The 18,297-nt window shown below is 36.7% G+C and carries 15 protein-coding genes; 8 read left to right on the top strand and 7 right to left on the bottom strand.

Translation table 11 applies throughout. The features are described 5' to 3' along the window. Positions 1-157 precede the first annotated feature (157 nt). The 4 genes from JML65_RS22775 to JML65_RS22760 form a co-directional block, all read right to left on the bottom strand. Positions 158-826, bottom strand: a complete 669-nt coding sequence (locus tag JML65_RS22775) for a hypothetical protein (protein WP_179140049.1) — start codon at positions 824-826, stop codon at positions 158-160. Further along, entirely contained in the window at positions 801-1,310 is a 510-nt protein-coding gene (locus JML65_RS22770) for an RNA polymerase sigma factor (RefSeq protein ID WP_047488602.1), read from the bottom strand. The genes JML65_RS22775 and JML65_RS22770 overlap by 26 nt, the downstream gene beginning before the upstream one ends. Positions 1,311-1,409: 99 nt before the next feature. Then, a complete protein-coding gene (locus JML65_RS22765) occupies positions 1,410-2,570 on the bottom strand; it encodes a putative sugar nucleotidyl transferase (protein WP_115916253.1) in 1,161 nt (386 codons plus the stop codon). 232 nt (positions 2,571-2,802) lie between these two features. Beyond that, positions 2,803-3,054 (bottom strand): type B 50S ribosomal protein L31, encoded by a 252-nt coding sequence (locus tag JML65_RS22760; RefSeq protein WP_047489008.1) that lies wholly within the window; start codon positions 3,052-3,054, stop codon positions 2,803-2,805. Between the two features lie 184 nt (positions 3,055-3,238). Between JML65_RS22760 and JML65_RS22755 the strand changes: the two genes are divergently transcribed. The 6 genes from JML65_RS22755 (at position 3,239) to JML65_RS22730 (ending at position 8,661) form a co-directional block, all read left to right on the top strand. After that, a complete protein-coding gene (locus JML65_RS22755) occupies positions 3,239-4,648 on the top strand; it encodes a hypothetical protein (RefSeq protein ID WP_202272384.1) in 1,410 nt (469 codons plus the stop codon). Further along, on the top strand, positions 4,648-4,974 hold the full coding sequence (locus JML65_RS22750) for a nucleotide pyrophosphohydrolase (RefSeq protein WP_047488591.1): 327 nt from the start codon (positions 4,648-4,650) through the stop codon (positions 4,972-4,974). The genes JML65_RS22755 and JML65_RS22750 overlap by 1 nt, the downstream gene beginning before the upstream one ends. 78 nt (positions 4,975-5,052) lie before the next feature. Then, positions 5,053-6,276, top strand: a complete 1,224-nt coding sequence (locus JML65_RS22745) for a 3-phosphoshikimate 1-carboxyvinyltransferase (protein ID WP_202272382.1) — start codon at positions 5,053-5,055, stop codon at positions 6,274-6,276. 83 nt (positions 6,277-6,359) lie between these two features. Further along, entirely contained in the window at positions 6,360-6,848 is a 489-nt protein-coding gene (locus JML65_RS22740) for a hypothetical protein (protein ID WP_202272380.1), read from the top strand. A 16-nt stretch (positions 6,849-6,864) separates the two neighbouring features. After that, positions 6,865-7,548 carry a hypothetical protein gene (locus JML65_RS22735; RefSeq protein WP_202272378.1) on the top strand — a complete coding sequence of 228 codons (684 nt, stop codon included), beginning with the start codon at positions 6,865-6,867 and terminating at the stop codon, positions 7,546-7,548. A 117-nt stretch (positions 7,549-7,665) separates the two neighbouring features. Continuing rightward, positions 7,666-8,661, top strand: coding sequence for a phosphatidylinositol-specific phospholipase C (locus tag JML65_RS22730; RefSeq protein ID WP_228450434.1), 996 nt, complete (start codon positions 7,666-7,668; stop codon positions 8,659-8,661). A 183-nt stretch (positions 8,662-8,844) separates the two neighbouring features. Here the strand turns inward: JML65_RS22730 and JML65_RS22725 are convergent, their stop codons facing one another. The 3 genes from JML65_RS22725 to JML65_RS22715 form a co-directional block, all read right to left on the bottom strand. Further along, positions 8,845-10,671, bottom strand: a complete 1,827-nt coding sequence (locus JML65_RS22725) for an alkaline phosphatase (RefSeq protein ID WP_047488579.1) — start codon at positions 10,669-10,671, stop codon at positions 8,845-8,847. 76 nt (positions 10,672-10,747) lie between these two features. Beyond that, the gene (locus tag JML65_RS22720; RefSeq protein WP_047488576.1) at positions 10,748-12,256 is read right to left on the bottom strand and encodes a RagB/SusD family nutrient uptake outer membrane protein; all 1,509 of its coding nucleotides are present in this window, start codon (positions 12,254-12,256) and stop codon (positions 10,748-10,750) included. A 25-nt stretch (positions 12,257-12,281) separates the two neighbouring features. Beyond that, positions 12,282-15,170 (bottom strand): SusC/RagA family TonB-linked outer membrane protein, encoded by a 2,889-nt coding sequence (locus JML65_RS22715; RefSeq protein ID WP_202272376.1) that lies wholly within the window; start codon positions 15,168-15,170, stop codon positions 12,282-12,284. Between the two features lie 400 nt (positions 15,171-15,570). Between JML65_RS22715 and JML65_RS22710 the strand changes: the two genes are divergently transcribed. After that, positions 15,571-16,359 carry an SDR family oxidoreductase gene (locus JML65_RS22710; protein WP_202272374.1) on the top strand — a complete coding sequence of 263 codons (789 nt, stop codon included), beginning with the start codon at positions 15,571-15,573 and terminating at the stop codon, positions 16,357-16,359. 155 nt (positions 16,360-16,514) lie between these two features. After that, positions 16,515-18,119 (top strand): autotransporter assembly complex protein TamA, encoded by a 1,605-nt coding sequence (locus JML65_RS22705; RefSeq protein ID WP_052188599.1) that lies wholly within the window; start codon positions 16,515-16,517, stop codon positions 18,117-18,119. The last annotated feature ends 178 nt before the right edge of the window (positions 18,120-18,297 follow it).

The following is an 18,297-nucleotide window of genomic DNA, read 5'->3' as shown; positions in this document are numbered from 1 at the left end:
CTGATATTTTTCAAAAAGCTGATCGAATTTGTCTTTTTGCCCATATACATTAAAAAAATGGGAGAAAGCAAGTGCGAATATTATGAATAGTTTTTTCATGAGTCAATTTTATTTTTAAGTTAATGATTAGTACTGATCAGACCTACATCTTTTTCAGTTAATAATCGTCATCTACCACTTTAGGCTGTACCAATTTTTCACTAACGTTATTTGCAAATATCTGGAATGAATACTTAGTCACATTGATGGCTTCTTCTACGTTATCAATTCTTTTACCGTTAACAATAACATAAGAATTTTCATAGCCTGTAGAATCTTTTCTTGTTTTATTGTTGAAAGAAGCGTTGTTTACATATCTCGGCTTTCTCTCTTTTTTAAGCCTTCCTCTTTTTGGCAGGATCTCATCCAATACATCTTTTTCAGCAACAGAATTCCCCTGAAAAATAGAGTCTTTTTTTGCTCCTGAGATAGAATCGGTATGATTAACTGCTACCTGGCTCTGATGATCATTATTTTCTTCTATAAAGTCAGACTTTTGTCTTAATACTTCATCTTTCACTAATTTTTCAGCATCCTGAGCACCTGTATTCTGATAGGTATTGAAAACGAATCCAATACTGAAAAGTAACAGAACAGCTGCTGCCATCCAGAACCATTTTGGGAAAGAAGGTTTATTCTTTTCTAAAGGAATAATGGGAGTTATTTTTTCTTCAGCATCTTTTTCTTCAGTCTGCTGAAGAAAGTCTTCAAAACTCCATTCCATTTTCTCCTCCTTTATATCCCGGAAGATCTCGTCGTATTTATCTTGTAATTGATCTTTTTTCATAACTCATCAGTTGTGTAATTTGTTCTTTTACTTTTTGTCTTGCCCGCATCAGGTTTACCCTTACTGCATTTTCCTCCATTTCCAGCATTTCAGAAATTTCGGAAACTTCATACTCCTCTACATCTTTCATATGGATGACCATTTTCTGTTTTTCAGGAAGCTGGTTGATAAATCCTATAATATATTCTTTAAGATTATCAATCTCCATACTGTAGAGCTCTGATTTGTGGAGCTGCATATCTGCAAATCCTATTTTCACGTTATGATGCTTCAGACGGTTCAGACATTCATTCCGGACAGATTTCAGCGCATAGGATTTAAAATTCCCAAACTGCTCAAGCTCCTCCTTCTTCTGCCAGAACTTCATCATCAGATCCTGTACAATATCTTCTGCTTCATCACTGCTCATGACGAATCTTTTCGCAAAACGATACATCTCGTCTTTGAGAATAAACACCGTATTCTTGAAAGTTTCTTGGGTCATGAGTTTTGTTTCTTATAGGTAAGACAATTGCTATTACCATTCTATTACATCGAAAATAAAAAAAACTTCAAAATAATTGAAGTTTTTTTTATTCCCAGGTTAATAGGTATCAAAAATATGTTTTAAAATCGCCTTGTCATCGTCTGTTAGAGAGACTTTTCGCCTTCCCATAGCTCTTTCTGCAACTTCATATACTTTATCCAGTTTAAACCTTTCATCATCTTTAAGCCCACCCCACGAAAAGTTTTCTACGAGATTGGGAGGAAAGCCCGGTTTAAAAATGTTAGAGGCAACACCAATAACAGTTCCTGTATTCAATTGGGTATTGATTGCTGTTTTTGAATGATCTCCCACAATCAGTCCTGCAAACTGTAAGCCTGTATCTTCAAAAGCTTTGGTTCTGTAGTTCCAAAGTTTTACGTGGCTGTAGTTATTTTTAAGATTGGAAGAATTGGTATCAGCTCCGAAATTACACCATTCTCCGATAACAGAATTCCCGATAAAGCCTTCATGTCCTTTGCTGGTGTACCCGAAAATGATAATATTGTTTACTTCACCTCCTACTTTACAATGTGGACCAATAGTAGTCGCTCCATAGATTTTGGATCCAAGATTAAATTTAGAGTCATCCCCTAATGTAATAGGACCACGAAGATTGCAGCCTTCCATTACTTCGGCATTTTTACCGATATAGATTTTTCCTGTTTTGGTATTCAGGGTAGAGAATTCAATCTGCGCTCCTTCTTCAATAAACAAATCTTTCTTATCTCCTAAGAAACCGTTGGTAGAAGAAAGCTCCTGTGAAGTTCTTCCTTTTGTAAGAAGTTCAAAGTCAAAATCAATAGCGTAATGATTGTACGTAAAAAGATCTGCAGGCTTTTTAAAGAAAATAAGCTTTTCCTTAATATCCGTCATTTTTTCAATCTGATGTAAAGAAAAATCCTTCATATTAATCCTGGCCGCCACCAATTCGTCTTCGTATACCAGCGCCTCTCCCTGCTTAAGGTCTTTGATCTGCTGAATTACTGATTCTGTAGGCAAAAAATTGGAAACTAAAAATAGGCTCTCCGTATCTTCAGGATTTTTAAACTTATTCTGAAGATAGTTTTCTGTAAAATAAGAAACTTCATTATTTCCCAGAATTTTCTGCCATCTTTCCGAGAAGGTAAGGATTCCGCATCGCATTGCTGCAACAGGGCGGGTAAAAGTAAGTGGAAGAAAGTCTTCCCAATATTGTGCGTCTGAAAATACTAATTGCATTTTGTAGAAGTTATAGATTAGAAGGTAGAAATCAGAAACAAAGGGCTGGAGGTTTTATCCTCCGAAATAAACTGCCTGTTTTCGGATTCTATCTGAAAACAAAAATACAAAAAGATGTGAGAAGTTAGAATAGAGATGGAAGATCTCCCATTTAATTTCCAGTTTCTGATTTCTAGACATAAAAAAAGTCTTCCAAAAGATTGGAAGACTTCTATATTTTGATAGCAAAAAATTACTTAGCGAATTTTTTGTATTTGTTCATGAACTTATCAACTCTACCTGCAGTGTCAACTAGTTTTACTTTACCAGTGTAGAAAGGGTGAGAGGATGAAGAGATTTCCATTTTGATTAAAGGGTACTCTTGTCCTTCATACTCGATAGTGTCTTTTGTTTCTGCAGTAGACTTGCAAAGAAACACCTCGTCGTTACTCATATCTTTGAAAACAACAAGTCTATAATTTTCTGGGTGAATTCCGTTTTTCATAATACTATTTTTAAAAAAATTAAAGTTTGCTTCCGAAATAGTAATGGATATTTCTCTGCTAATTTTAGGTTGCAAAAATACAACATTTTTTCAAATATGCAAATACTGAATTCAATATTTTTTTAATGATAAGAAATTCAAAGTATTTTCGTTAAATTTGGAACTTACTTAAACTTTAATTTCGATGAAATTCAAATTATTACTGGCTTTTTCTTTCTGGGTACTGCTTGCCGCAGTATCATGTAATAAGGACGATATTACGTTCGATGCCCCTTCACAGGAGCTGCGTTTTTCCAGGGATACGGTATTTTGTGACACAGTTTACCACCAGGTTCGTTCAGAAACATATGTTGTAAAAGTATATAATAATGAGGATAAAGATATTTTGATTCCAAGGATTAATCTTGAAAAAGGAGCTGCTTCCTTATATAGAATCAATGTAGACGGAAAACCGGGATATGACTTTAAAGATGTTCCTTTAAGAAAGAAAGACAGTCTTTTTATTTTTGTTGAAATAGCTCCTGAAGCTTCGGGGCCTGAAGCCATTGCCGAAGATAAAGTTCTTTTCACGGGACCTGCAGGCCAACAGCATGTCACTTTATTTTCTGTAGTTCAGGATGCTGAGTTTTTTATTCAGACCTCCACTAATCCTAATGTAATTACAAATCATACGACCTGGAATAATAGTAAAGCCAAAATCATCTATGGAAACCTGACTGTTAATCCGAATATCATGTTGAATATAGACCAGGGTACGAAAGTATATTTCCACCAAAACAGTGGAATGAAAATTTCCTCAGGTGCTACTTTAAATATCAACGGAACACAGGACGAACAAGTTATTCTCCGTGGGGACAGAAATGATTTGGATCATGATACCCTTCCTAAAAACTGGAATTCAATAAGAATGGAAGCCAATTCTACACTGAATATGAACCATGCAAGACTTTTTGGAGGAACCAGAGGACTGGATATGAGACAGACTACAGCGACTATTAAAAATTCATTCATCCATACCTTCTTTGAATATGGAATCTACGCAGTAGGCTCTACAGTTAATGCCAACAACCTGGTAATGAATAATTGTGGTTCATCCTGTATCGGGATTTTCAGAGGGGGAAATCACACCTATACTCATGCCACAATTGCTAATTATTCCAAAAGCATGAGTTCTTTTGACAGAACAGGGATTTTTGCAACCAATGAATGGAAAAATGATGCAGGGCAGACAGAGCAGGGAGCTTTACAGCAACTTACCCTACAAAACAGTATTGTATATTCTGACAGAGATAATTCCGTTCATTTTGAACAGACACCGGGGCAGCAGTTTGAATTCTTAATCCAAAACTGTTTATTAAAATATTCGGGAACCTCAGAAGCAGGCTTTCCTTTCGACAATAATACCAACGTGGTACAAAGTATCAAAAATGAGGACCCTCAGTTTGTCAATTATTTCATGGCTAAAATGAATTTAAGGTTAAAAATGCCTTCTCCGGCCAGAGGTAAAGGAAATGTAACCGTTGCCGGAACGGTACCTTTTGACATCGTGAATGTACCCAGAACAACTAACCCTACTCTTGGAGCTTATCAATAATGGAAATCACTCATCTACAGCAACAGGTTGACGAATGGATAAAAACCATCGGTGTACGATACTTTAATGAACTTACCAATATGGCTATGCTGACAGAGGAAGTGGGTGAAGTAGCAAGAATCATCGCCAGAAGATATGGTGAGCAGAGCGAAAAAGAAAGTGACAAAAGCAAAGATCTTGGAGAAGAGCTGGCAGACGTCCTTTTTGTTACCCTATGTTTAGCCAACCAGACAGGTGTCAATCTGCAGGAAGCATTCGACAAAAAAATGAAAATAAAAACTGATCGGGATAAGGATCGCCATCAGAATAATGAAAAATTAAAATAAGATCCCACCATCAGATTTCAGGTCCCAGACAATGAATAGCTGAAATCTGATGCCCGGATTTTGAAATATGAAGAAATAATGAAGCTAGAAAAATCAACATTAACTGGAGATAAAACGGTACAGATCAGCGGTTCGAAAAGTATTTCGAATCGTTTATTGATTTTGGAAAGTCTGTTTAGCAATATAAAAATCGGAAATCTTTCCAATTCTCAGGATACGCAATTGCTTAAAAAAGCATTATCTGCAAATACCGATGTGGTGGATATTCACCATGCAGGAACAGCCATGCGTTTTCTTACGTCCTATTATTCAATTCAGGAAGGGAAAACAACAGTTCTTACCGGCTCAGGGAGAATGAAAGAGAGACCGATCAAAAATTTGGTAAGCGCTTTGAGAGATCTTGGTGTGGACATTAAATATTTAGAAAATGAAGGGTTTCCTCCTTTAAAAATCACAGGAAGAAAAATCACTCAAACCCAGGTGAATGTTCCTGCCAATATTTCAAGTCAGTTTATTACATCGCTTCTTCTTATTGCAGGAAAACTTGAAAACGGACTGAAGATTAATCTTGTGGGCGAGGTAACATCAAGATCTTATATTGAAATGACCCTGGATATTTTAACAAAGTTTGGAATTAAAAGCAGCTTTGAAGGAAATACCATTAAAGTAGAGCCCTACCACGGGGACAGTGCATCTTCAGCATTAAGCTATGAAGTGGAAAGTGACTGGAGCTCGGCTTCTTACTTCTACTCTATCTGCGCTTTGGGTAGAAAAACCATTCATTTAAAAAGCTTTTATAAAGAATCTACACAAGGGGATTCTGCCATTGCAAAAATCTATGAAGACTTCTTCGGAATTAAAACTATCTTTTCTGAAGACGAGCATAAAATCACATTACAACCTCAGCCGGATTTTTCTTTTCCTGAAAAGATTGTGCTGGATATGAACAACTGTCCGGATATTGCACAAACGCTTTGTGTAACGGCAGCAGCACTACAAATCCCTTTTGACATTTCCGGATTGGGAACTTTAAGAGTGAAAGAAACCGACAGATTACTGGCTTTATATAATGAGCTGAAAAAACTGGGAACGGAAACAGAAATCACCGATTTAACGATCCAATCTACCCATTTTGGGAATCCGCAAGAAAATATTTCTATCAAAACCTATCAGGATCATAGAATGGCGATGAGCTTTGCTCCTTTTTGCCTGATTAAAGAACTTAATATCGAAGACGAGGATGTTGTAGAAAAATCGTACCCAATGTTCTGGGAGGATCTAGCTTCTGTCGTTACGAAATAATTTGAAAATTTAAGAATGTGGTAATTTGAATATGGAATCAAAAATCATTTCAAATTACTACATTTAATACACCATCTCCTTCCATGAAAAAATATTTAATTTTATTTTCTTTGGTACTTCCATTATCAGTTTGGGCACAATACCTGCTTCCCAATGAAGAAATCCTGTATTCTTTTGAAACGAAAACAGGAAAGAAAATGGCCTTGGTAAAAGATAAAAAGAATGAATACATTCAGTACCGTTTCGGGAGTAAAGATCATGTAGAAATGGAATTTCCCGCTGAAAAGACAAAAGACAGTTGGAAAAAGTTCAAGTACAGATCTTATATGAGAGGAGGAGGAAAACAGAATGCAGGAATGGAGCTCAACTATTTGACCTTTACCAATAAGGAGTATCAATATCAGCTTTTCCGAACATACTACGCAGAAGACAATTCCAATTCTACAGGTATTACAGTAACCGATACTAAGGGTAAAGAAACCGATATTAATGGGATCTACAAAACGATAAAGGGCTGTATGTGCCACTTGGAAGAATCCGGATTGATTGAAAAAGAAGATACCGGATTATAAATTCAAATATCTCTGTATGAAAAGTCTTTTCTCTTTTATTACTTTCTTATCCATCACTTTCTATAATGCCCAGGGCCTGAAAAATTTTTCAACACCTAAAGGATATACAAAGATTGCCGAATCTAAAGGAGATCTGGATAAGGACGGGAAAGATGAAGTGGTTTTGATATTTGATACGGATCAAAAAGCTTCCACAAGCACAGACTATCCGGAATTTAAAGATTACAAAAGGGTATTCTACATTCTGAAAAACGTGGATAACAGTCTTAAGGTCTGGAAGGAAAACTCCACCGTTCTTTTTTCAAGCGGAATGGGCTTCTATCCTGAAGAGAATACCCCTCCGGGAATTTCTATCAAAAATAACGCCCTGACCATTTCTCAGGCATTTAATACCAATTCAAGACATACCCAAAATTATAGCCATACCTTCCGGTATCAGAACGGTGATTTCTTTTTGATAGGCTCCCATGATCAATTTGAAGATACTTGTGATTTCAGTTTTTTGAATGAGATCAATTTTTCAACGGGAAAGGTTATTGTTGATAAAGAATATTCATCCTGTGATGATGAAACAAAAGCTCCCGACCCCTCTCACAAAGAGTTTACCCACAAGATGAAGACTCTTATAAAGATGAATGATTTTACCATTGGAAAGCACCGATTCAGAATTCCCGGCTCTACCGATGATTTCATTTTTTAGGAGGTATATTTTCTTCTTTTTTCCCATCATACAAATTAATTATCTCTTAAAATTAAATTAACTCCTTATATCTTGACATATTCTTATTTTTAGGTTACATAAAAATATAATAAAACTATGTTCAAGAACCACATGAGACGTTTCACAATGATCAGTCTTAGCATTGCCACCGCAAGTTTATTTTTCTCCTGCTCAGATTCGAGCATCGAAAGAGATGTAAATGATAAAGGGATAACAGCTCTAGAAAAAGCCAACTCCAGAAATGCAGCACTTCCTATAGCTATGAACAGCTGGATGTCCGGTATTCAGGATAATATTTCTATTTCAAGGATTTCTATTCCGGGAACTCATGATTCCGGTGCTACCAGAGAAATCCCTTCTAACAGTGGTACGGCAAAAACTCAAAACCTAAGTATCGGCGAACAGCTCAATACAGGAGTACGTTTTCTGGATATCCGTTGCCGACATATTGACAATTCTTTTGCCATTCACCATGGTCCTATTTATCAGAATCTGAATTTTGATGATGTACTTAATGCCTGCTACGCATTTCTGGAAAGTCACCCTTCAGAAACCATCATCATGTCTGTGAAAGAAGAATATGACGCTTCCAATACTACCAGAAGCTTTGAAAGTACTTTTGATTCGTACATTCAGAAAAATCCATCAAAATGGGATCTGGGAACCAATATTCCCACTCTTGGACAGGTAAGGGGAAAGATCAAATTATTAAGAAGGTTCTCAGCAGGAACAGCCAAAGGAATCAACGCAACTTCATGGGCAGACAATACTACATTTGAAATTAATAACAACGGTGCTCCCATGAAGGTTCAGGATTATTATAAAGTAACAAATAATGATGATAAGTGGGCCGGAATCTCTTCTCTGCTGAATGAAGCAAAGAACGACAGCACCAATAAACTTTTTGTCAACTTTACAAGTGGCTATAAACCCGGAATCTTTGGAATACCTAGCATCCCTACAGTTTCCAACAGCATTAATCCTAAATTGAAAACTTTCTTCCAAACCAATACACAAGGATCTTATGGGGTAATGCCTATCGACTTTGTCAATGCTGAACTATCTGAGCTGATCGTCAAAACTAATTTTTAGAATCTTAAGATTCTAAGAAATATAAATACAAAACCGGCTGTTTCACTTTTGAAACAGCCGGTTTTATTATCCAATTAATGCTATTTTATCTCTTGCAGATTGAGCAGATATATCAATAGTCTGCATAATCTCCCAACTGTGTGAGAGCCCAGGGTAAAATGCCCTTGAGTTTATATTTACAGATTATTTCTGAATGCCATATGCTGCCAAAATCTTATTGAAGATCTCTGTATTTTCAAACAGGCCTGTAAATTCTTTGGAATTGGGTCCGTACGCAAATACACTGGAAGGAATTGAAGTGTGATCATTGGTACTGAAGTTTCCAAATATCCACCCGTCCTTAAGGCTCCCATCAAGAAGGGTTAGCCCTCCTGTTTCATGATCACCAACAACGATCACTAACGTCTCTTTATTTTCATCAGCAAACTTCATGGCTTTCCCTACCACGTGATCAAAATCCAATAACTCAGTCACCAGCTGCTCAATATTATTGCTATGTCCTCCTCCATCTGTCTGTGACGCTTCGATCATCATAAAGAATCCTTTTTTATTGTTCTTTACCTCATTTAAGGTAAGGTCAAAAGCATCTGCCAGCCAATTTCCTCTTCCGTTTGTAATTCTCTGCGAAGCTAAAGGATCAATAATCAGTGTACGGTTGTTTATTTTACTAACAGATTTTAAATCATAGAACACATCTACTTTTGCCTCTTTAAATTTTTGCAGGTTTTCCTGGGATAATCCACTGGTAGGACCTCCGATTAAAATTTTTGTTTTGGAAGAAGCAAAGTCTTTCAGGATCGGCTCCGAGCTATTCCTGTTATCTGAATGTGCATAAAAATCTGCAGGTGTAGCATCGGTGACATCTCCAGTGGAAATCAAACCGGAAACCATTCCTTTATCTGCAATAATATCGGGAATCTGCGCCAAAGCTTTTCCCATATTGTCTACTCCCACAAATGTGTTTTTGGTTTTCACACCTGTAGCAAAAGCGGTAGAACCGGGAGCCGAGTCTGTAACATAAGCATTGGAAGAATTGGTTTTGGACAATCCTGTAGACTTCATATTAAAAACATTCAGCTTTCCTTTATTCGCTGTAAATGCAGCATAGTACTGTGGTAACGACGTTCCGTCCGGAATCAGAAGGATTACATTTTTTACTTTTTTAGCTACTCCGTCCGTTTTATAGGTCGGCGTATAGGTGGTGTATTCTTTTGTATTTTTATAAAAATTTTTAGGAATGGTATTCATGAACTTTTTAAGATCCGGAATATGATCGGTATTGATATAATCCACTCCCATATCCATGAGATTGACCCAAGCATTAGGGAAATCAGGAGCTCCGTAAAAACGCATTGGCTTTTGCTGAACATGTGCTTTTTCTACTGCTTTTTTAATCTTATCAGTTTCTTCATCCCTTGGAATTCCTTTCCCATTCCATTTTACAAGCTCAGGTAAATCTGCACTGAACATTCCTACCCTTTTCAGTTGGTCCGGAGTATAATTTTTCTCAAGATCTCCATCAAAATAAAGGTAGCTGGGATAATTTTTAAAATCACCCGGCTGAGGCCTTCCTCCCGTAATCACTATTTTAATACCTGAATCCCCTGTAATCTCAGGATATTTCTTCAAGGTATTTACCAAGGTGCTGAGACTTGTTTTGTAATCCTGTTTGATATCGATAAGCAGCTGCAGCTTTTTATTGGCATCCGGATAAATATGCCCTTTATTCAATTTAATCTGTTTGGAGATATTGTCCAGATAAAGGCTCTCTAAAGTCCGGTCTGAAGACAGCTCTTTTTCCGTATGGGCTACCCATAATTTACCTTTTACCAGAAAAACATCTGCTTCAATAGAGCCAAAATTAGCATAATAAGCCTGCCAGAAAGGGATTTCCTGCATATAATCATTATGTGAATGGGCATTGCCTACACTATAGTTTACATAATTCTGTGCCTGATTCTCAGAGAAAACAGCCAGGGCTAATACAGCCAAAATTTTTGATAGTTTCATAATACCTTTGAAAAAAACTATATCACCACAGCAATGCTGTGATGACATAGTGGATAATATATATTAGATTAACATTTTACCAACCTTCGTTTTGTTTAATAACATTATGGCTGTTTACAATTTCAGCTTGCGGAACGGCCCATACATTATGTACTGCAGGGTTAAAGTTTCTTGCCGCCCATACTTCCTGATTGTTTATCCCGTGAAGGGGTTTTGCATACGTTTCTTTAGCATCTCCCCAACGGACAAGATCTCTGTGTCGGTCTGCCCATTCTCCTGCTAGCTCACAACGTCTTTCGTGCTTCAGGTCAGCCATAGTACATCCGAATTTTGGAGCTAAACCGGCACGTTTTCTTATCATATTGATTTCCACGTCAGCATTGCTGCCTTTCATCAGTAAAGCTTCTGCCTTGATAAGGATTACCTCAGCATAACGCATAATCGGAACGGCAAGATCTGTACACGGATAATCTCCGTTAGCACTTACGTGGCCACTGTTCAGCTGATATTTAAAAGCATCCATGTATTTATTAAACTGATAACCGGTAAGGGAATTGGAAGAAGCATAGGTTCTTTCAGTTCCGTTAAAAGTAAACTTATCGCCCAGTTTCAGAATCGTTGTACTTCTTCTGAGATCCCCAGCTTCATATTCATCATACAGTTCTTTTGTCGGCTGGAAATATCCCCATCCATTATATTCTCCCCATCCTTTGTTTTCAAGCATTACTCCCGGAAGAATACTTCCCACTGAATTAAATTTAGGGGTACTTGGTATTGACCATATATATTCTGAGCTATAGTTATTTTCGGCTTTAAAGACATCTGTATAATTGTTCAACAGGTTTCTGTTTCCTTTTGTCATGACTTCATTAGCCCAATATTCTGCATTCTGCCAGTCTTTCATAAACAGATATACTTTTGCTAAAAGTGCCCACGCTGCAGCTTTATGGGGTCTTCCGAAATCCTTTGCCGGAAGCTCAGCCTGAGTTGGCAATAATTCGGCTGCTCTTTTAAGATCATTCACAATATAGTTGTAATTCACCATCACATTAGCCGCTCTTGGAATAGGATTGGGATCCGGTTCTTTTGTGCGGTCTATAATAGGAATACCTGCTTTTTCATTTCCATAGTTATACGCCAGTTCAAAATACATCCGGCTGCTCATAAATAAAGCTTCACCTAAATATTTATTCTTTATAGCTGCTGAAGTCTGAATATTATCAACGTTACGGATCACACGATTGGCAACTCCGATCACATTATATCTTTTGTTCCATTGGGTTTCCAGATCTCCTGCTGCGATATAATTGCTGCTGAAGTTCTTGGCATTATCTGCCTCACTCTTTGCTCTTCCTGTTACCATATCATCACTGGCATTAATGAACCAAAAGAATCCTCTTCCGTAAAATTCTCCGTCAGACAGAGGTTTATACATGGCATTGGCACCGGTAATCAGATCATTTTCCGTTTTCCAGAAACTGGCTTCCGTAGGAGTTCCTTCCGGCTGAACATCCAGCTCTCCTGTACATGATAAAAGCATTGCCGATATTCCTGATACTAAAAATATTTTATTGAAAAATTTCATTTTTTTACTTTTTGTTGTTTAAAAATTATAATCCTATTTCCACCCCGAAAATAAATGAGCGTGACTGTGGATATCTTCCGGTATCTACACCATAAGAATTCATTCCTACTTCAGGATCAAAACCTGTATATTTAGTAATAGTGAAAAGATTATTGGTGGTCACATAGATTCTAACCTTATTCACATCCAGCTTTTGGTAAAGCTCTCTCGGTAACGAATACCCGATAGTCAGGTTTTTCAGTCTTAGATAAGAACCATCTTCCACATAGAAGTCTGATACCTTGGAATAGTTTCCACTTGGATCACCATGTACAAGCCTTGGAATATCAGTATTGGTATTCTGAGGAGTCCAGGCATTCAGGATATCTCTGTCCATATTATAATTCTGCCCTGTTCCACCTGGATTTAAGGAAATAAACTTCATCCCGTTAAAAATCTTATTCCCGTATACTCCCTGTAAGAAAATATTAAGGTCAAAATTTTTCCAGGTCATATTGTAAGAAAATCCATAAGAGAATTTAGGATATGGACTGCCCAGATTTACAAAATCCTGGTTGCTCAGTACCCCTGTATTTCCATCTTTCTTCAGGAATTTAATATCTCCGGGTTTTGCATTGGGTTGAATTAAATTTCCGTTGGCATCTTTATAATTATTAATCTCATTCTGAGACTGGAAAATCCCACCTGTCTTATATCCGTAAAAAGAATATAAAGGATCTCCTATTTTTATACGGGTTGGTTTCAATACACCTCTCACTCCATTGTCATTAACAAAAATTTCATCTACATCAGCAAGTTGCTTCACCGTGTTTTTTAGTTGACTAAAAGTAACTCCCACTGAATAAGTAAAATCCCCGGTCTTCTTACCATTATAGTTAATTCCTACTTCATAGCCTTTATCCTGAAATAATCCGGCGTTTACATACTGGTTATTATAGGTAGCTGTACTGGGTAAGCTCACATTAAAGATCTGATCTTTAGAATTTTTCACGAAGTAATCAAACTGTAAAGAAAGACTGTTGTGAAGGAAAGAAGCATCTACCCCAAAGTTAGTTTGTTCAGATTTTCCCCACTTCAGATCCGGATTGGGACGCGTCGTAGCATAATAAGCAATATTCTGTGAAGGGTCCTGTCCAAAAATCACATTGTTATCTCTTGTCATTAACGGATTAACTGCCTGAGGAGAAATACCTCCAAGATTTCCCAGAATACCATAGCTTCCCCTAAGTTTTAAGTTTGACAACCAGGAAATATCATTCATGAAATTTTCCCTGGATACTACCCAAGCTCCGGAAACAGCATAGTAATTAGCAAAACGGTTCTGCTTTGCCACTAATGAAGAACCATCACGCCTTCCCAGCAAACTGATGATATACTTCCCTGCATAATCATAATTTAGCCTTGCCAGATAAGATACCAAAGCCTGTTTGAATCTATAGCTGGATACTTCTTTATTGGTATCTGCTGCATTCTGAAGATGCTGGAAAACATCTGCCTCACTTCTGAAATCAAAGGATTTTGCAAGGAATCCATCCTCCACAGTTTTCTGAAAAGTAAAACCTGCCAGGAAGTCGAAATTGTGTTTACCTGCAGTAAACTTATAGGTAAGAAGCTGCTCTGCAAGGGCAGTAGATGTATTATTAGACTGATATTCTAAATTGTTTGTATCAAATATTTTCCCAACCTCCAACACCCTGGAGGTAAAATTCTTTACGTTTCCAATTTTAAATGTCTGTGAGAAATTGGAACGGAATTTCAAATCTTTTGCCAGCGTAATTTCGGCATATGGATTAATTAAAATTTCATGGGTAGGATTCCTGATATTGATCCTCTTAAGATAGGCTACCGGATTGATCATATCTCCGTAACCACCGGCCACATCAATGGGTAATCCTGAAAAAGCACCTGTTGGGGTATACACCGGAACATTCGGTGGATAATACATCGCCGCAATCAGAGCTCCCGTATATCCACTTTTAGTATCTGCTGTATTTCCATCAGAATAATTGTAGTACATATTCTCACCAATCGTCAGCCAGTCTTTCACCTTATGCTCAGAGTTCACTCTGAAATTATATCGCTTTGCCTGAGTATTCAATAAAATCCCTTCCAGTGCTCTGTGGTTCATTCCCACATAAAATCTGGACTTTTCTCCACCACCGCTTAAATTAAGATTATATTCCTGAATCGTTCCTGTACGGAAAATCTCTTTCATCCAGTCTGTCCTGGTAATTCTTCCGTCAGGATATTTTTCAGGATTAAAAGCAATGGGTAAGCTCCCCAGCTTACCTGCGTTTGCATAAGCCTGGTACATCACATCCTGAAATTCAGCCGCGTTTAAAGACTCTTTCAATCGCCAGGCCTCGTTAATACCATATTTAACGTCAAAGTCTACAGTGAGAACTCCTTTTTTTCCTTTTTTAGTGGTAATAAGAATTACCCCTCCGGAAGATCTTGCTCCATAAATTGCTGCAGAGGCATCTTTAAGAACTGAGATATCCTGAATATCATTCGGGTTAATAGATGGAGTTCCGTTGAAAACCACTCCGTCTACCACGTAAAGAGGAGTTTCTCCGTTAATACCACCTAAACCACGGATATTTACTTTGGGAGAACCGTTAGGATCACCTCCTTCATTCACTACCGTTACTCCGGGAGCTTTCCCCTGAAGGACCTCTCCTACTCCTGACAGAGATCTGGAAGTAAGCTTATCTAATGAAGCTTCGGTAACAGCACCGGACACTTTGCTTTTTTTCTGTGTTCCGTAACCTACTACAATAACTTCATCAATGGCTTTTTCTTTTAAGCTGTCTTTTTTTTGAGAAAGAAACATCGGTGAAACCGATATCGCACCAATAAGTAAAACCCTCCCCGTCAGATAAGAAACTGAAACAGGGACTTTAAATACATTCATGACATCCTTTTTAATTAGATGCAAAATTAGACCAGCCCAGACCCGGACAGCATTAAGATTTCCTTATGTTTTTATTAAGAAATTTTAGCTTAATCCGATATTCACATACCACACACGAAATACAACACACTGATTACAAAATAGATAAACAAATAAAGTAATCATTCCATTTATATTATGGACAGCATTAAGATTAATTTTAGTTTAAGTTTAATCATTCCGGGACAATATCAAACAACAGATACCCCATCATCTTATATTCAGATATAATAAATAACAGACTTCCCTTTTCTTTTTTTACATTTGCTGAAAATAGAGCTTTCTTTAAGCATACTGATACAATGAACCTCATCAGACTGTTTAAAAAGGAATAAAAGAACAATTAAATCATACAGATTAAATGACCATTATCATCACAGGAACATCGTCAGGAATTGGTTTTGCATTGGCCGAATATTTTGGTAAAAAAGGGAACAAAGTATATGGTTTAAGCCGAAAACATACGGAAAGTCAATACTTCACATCTATTCCAACGGATGTTACCGATAATACAGCTGTTCAGAATGCTATTACAGAAATTTTAAAATCAGAAACAAGAATCGATGTTCTGATCAATAATGCAGGAATGGGAATGGTAGGCGCGGTGGAAGATTCTACCAAAGAGGATATTTTAAAATTATTCAGTCTGAATCTGGCAGGCCCTGTTCAGATGATGAGCGCTGTTCTTCCGAAAATGCGTGAGCATCAATTTGGAAAAATCATTAATGTTTCCAGTATCGGAAGTGAAATGGGACTTCCTTTCCGTGGTTTTTATTCGGCATCAAAATCGGCATTGGATAAAGTAACTGAAGCGATGAGGTATGAAGTCTATCCCTGGAATATTGATGTTTGTTCTCTCCATTTGGGTGATATCAAAACCAATATTGCGGAGAACAGGGTGATGGCTCAGGTTTCAGAGCCTTATGCAACTGTATTTGATAAGGTATATGCTTTAATGAACTCTCATGTCAATGATGGAACAGAACCTGTGGAAGTTGCAGAATATATAGAAAAGCTTTTAGGAAAAAATAAATGGAAAGCTCATTATTATTTTGGTAAATTCGGGCAGAAAATTGGAGTTCCGTTGAAATGGATTCTTCCCCAGGGAGTTTATGAGAATTTAATGAAGAAATATAATAAACTGGACTAGTTTCAGTTATTAAAAAGTTATTTATATTTTAAACGATTAAGGTATATTGAGTTGTTAAGAATGAGGATAAGTTTCGCTTATCCTGTTAATTTACTAAAGTCAGAGTGACTGTCTGTACCTCAAGATAATTCTTAATGATGTAAGCCCAGCTAAAATTGAAGTTATTTCTGAAAATATTTTTTGTACTGTTCTGCGTTTTTATCCAAGCGCAGAAAAAACATTATTGGCTTATTGACACGGAAACAAAGGTTAAGAAAAAGGTCAAAGACTCGGCATCTGCTGTAAAGTTTCTGGATTCACTGGCCCAGAACAATTATTTCTTCACGCAGCTGAAAGAGGTAAAAATAAAAGGAGACAGCACTGAAATTTTTTTCGACAAAGGCAAGAACTATAACGAAACTTATGTAGACCTCTCCGATTCTATCGTTCAGAAGCTAAAGGTTCAGAAAGATTTTTTCACCAAAAATTTAGATTCCACCAAAAAAAGCATCAACAAAAAATATATTGATGACGGTTATTCCTTCAGCAGGATTAAATCAAAATACAAAGGCAAAAAAAACGGATTTCCCGTTATAGAACTGGATATCAATAAAAATGATAAAAGAACGATTGACGGATTTGTAGTCAAAGGTTATGAAAGAGTTCCAAAAAGATTTATTAAAAATCTGGAAAAAGAATTCAAGGGAAAAACCTATGATGATAAAAACCTTATAGCTGTCAACAAAAGTTTTCAGAGCCATCCTTTTGTAACATTAGAGCGCCAACCTCAGACTTTATTCACTAAAGATTCTACGAATATTTACCTGTTTCTGGAAAAGAAAAAAACCAATACTTTCGACGGGGTAATAGGTTTTGGAAATGATAAAACAAATAAGTTTACCTTAAACGGAACCATGAATGTGAACTTCAGAAATATGTTCAATGGTTTTGAAGCTATTAGCTTATACTGGCAGAGAAACCCGGATAGAGGGCAGACTTTTGATCTCCAGGTTGATATTCCTTATCTTTTCAAATCCAATATCGGACTGAATACAAAGGTGAATATTTACAGACAGGATTCTACTTTTGCCAATGTTAAATTCCTTCCTGCCTTTTATTACCACCTCAATAACCGGAATAAAGTCGGTCTGCGTGGAACTTTAGAAACTTCAAGTATTATCGACTCTTTATATACCCAGGGAAAGGATTATAACAAAAGAGGGATAGGAATCTGGTATGAGATGACAGAGCCTACTGACATTGATCTTTTCCTTTATAAAACAAAGATCAGTGCAGGATATGATTTTTTAACAACAACCTATACAAAAGATAATATCAAAGCGACCCAAAACCAGTTCTACTTTTATGGGGAGCACAATTACCATATTTCCGGAAATCATTTTCTTAATATAAAAGGTGAAGGCCGGATGATGGATTCTAAAATGGAATTTTCCACCAATGAATTATTCCGTTTTGGAGGCTGGAATTCCATGCGGGGTTTCAATGAGAACTCCCTTGCAGCAGATTATTTCTATTATGGAGGTTTAGAATACCGGTACTTAATTGGTAATCAGGCATTTTTTGATCTCTTCGGACAGTACGGACAGCTCAACAATAAATCACTGAATGTAAAGCCCAAACTCTACAGTGTCGGGCTTGGTTTTAATTTCTTTATCCCCATAGGATTGATGAGTTTCCAGCTTTCCAATGGTAATGAATTTGGAAATCCGTTTAAGTTCAACGATATTAAAATTCACTGGGGAATCCTGAGCAGATTCTAAAAATTCCTTTTTCCTTCATTTTCGGAACTCTTTAATAAATAAAATAAAGTGAAAAATATCTTCTAAATATTGCTTCTTATTTTACCATTTTATTAATTATTATTGTTAAAAAATATTAAAATCGTATTTTTAATTTAACATAATATTAAAATGCTGGTAATAATGTCAGGGTATATTT

Source organism: Chryseobacterium sp. KMC2 (assembly GCF_016756935.1).
Lineage (GTDB): Bacteria > Bacteroidota > Bacteroidia > Flavobacteriales > Weeksellaceae > Chryseobacterium > Chryseobacterium rhizosphaerae.
Note: the sequence above shows the minus strand (reverse complement) of the source record. Positions and strands in the feature narration are given on the sequence as shown.

Bases quoted from the DNA above. Each gene is read 5' to 3' on its own strand.
- JML65_RS22740 (WP_202272380.1), top strand. From the start codon at position 6,360: ATGAAAAAATATTTAATTTTATTTTCTTTGGTACTTCCATTATCAGTT.
- JML65_RS22770 (WP_047488602.1), bottom strand. From the start codon at position 1,310: ATGACCCAAGAAACTTTCAAGAATACGGTGTTTATTCTCAAAGACGAG.
- JML65_RS22720 (WP_047488576.1), bottom strand. From the start codon at position 12,256: ATGAAATTTTTCAATAAAATATTTTTAGTATCAGGAATATCGGCAATG.
- JML65_RS22735 (WP_202272378.1), top strand. From the start codon at position 6,865: ATGAAAAGTCTTTTCTCTTTTATTACTTTCTTATCCATCACTTTCTAT.
- JML65_RS22750 (WP_047488591.1), top strand. From the start codon at position 4,648: ATGGAAATCACTCATCTACAGCAACAGGTTGACGAATGGATAAAAACC.
- JML65_RS22775 (WP_179140049.1), bottom strand. From the start codon at position 826: ATGAAAAAAGATCAATTACAAGATAAATACGACGAGATCTTCCGGGAT.
- JML65_RS22760 (WP_047489008.1), bottom strand. From the start codon at position 3,054: ATGAAAAACGGAATTCACCCAGAAAATTATAGACTTGTTGTTTTCAAA.
- JML65_RS22765 (WP_115916253.1), bottom strand. From the start codon at position 2,570: ATGCAATTAGTATTTTCAGACGCACAATATTGGGAAGACTTTCTTCCA.
- JML65_RS22715 (WP_202272376.1), bottom strand. From the start codon at position 15,170: ATGAATGTATTTAAAGTCCCTGTTTCAGTTTCTTATCTGACGGGGAGG.
- JML65_RS22710 (WP_202272374.1), top strand. From the start codon at position 15,571: ATGACCATTATCATCACAGGAACATCGTCAGGAATTGGTTTTGCATTG.
- JML65_RS22730 (WP_228450434.1), top strand. From the start codon at position 7,666: ATGTTCAAGAACCACATGAGACGTTTCACAATGATCAGTCTTAGCATT.
- JML65_RS22745 (WP_202272382.1), top strand. From the start codon at position 5,053: ATGAAGCTAGAAAAATCAACATTAACTGGAGATAAAACGGTACAGATC.
- JML65_RS22755 (WP_202272384.1), top strand. From the start codon at position 3,239: ATGAAATTCAAATTATTACTGGCTTTTTCTTTCTGGGTACTGCTTGCC.
- JML65_RS22725 (WP_047488579.1), bottom strand. From the start codon at position 10,671: ATGAAACTATCAAAAATTTTGGCTGTATTAGCCCTGGCTGTTTTCTCT.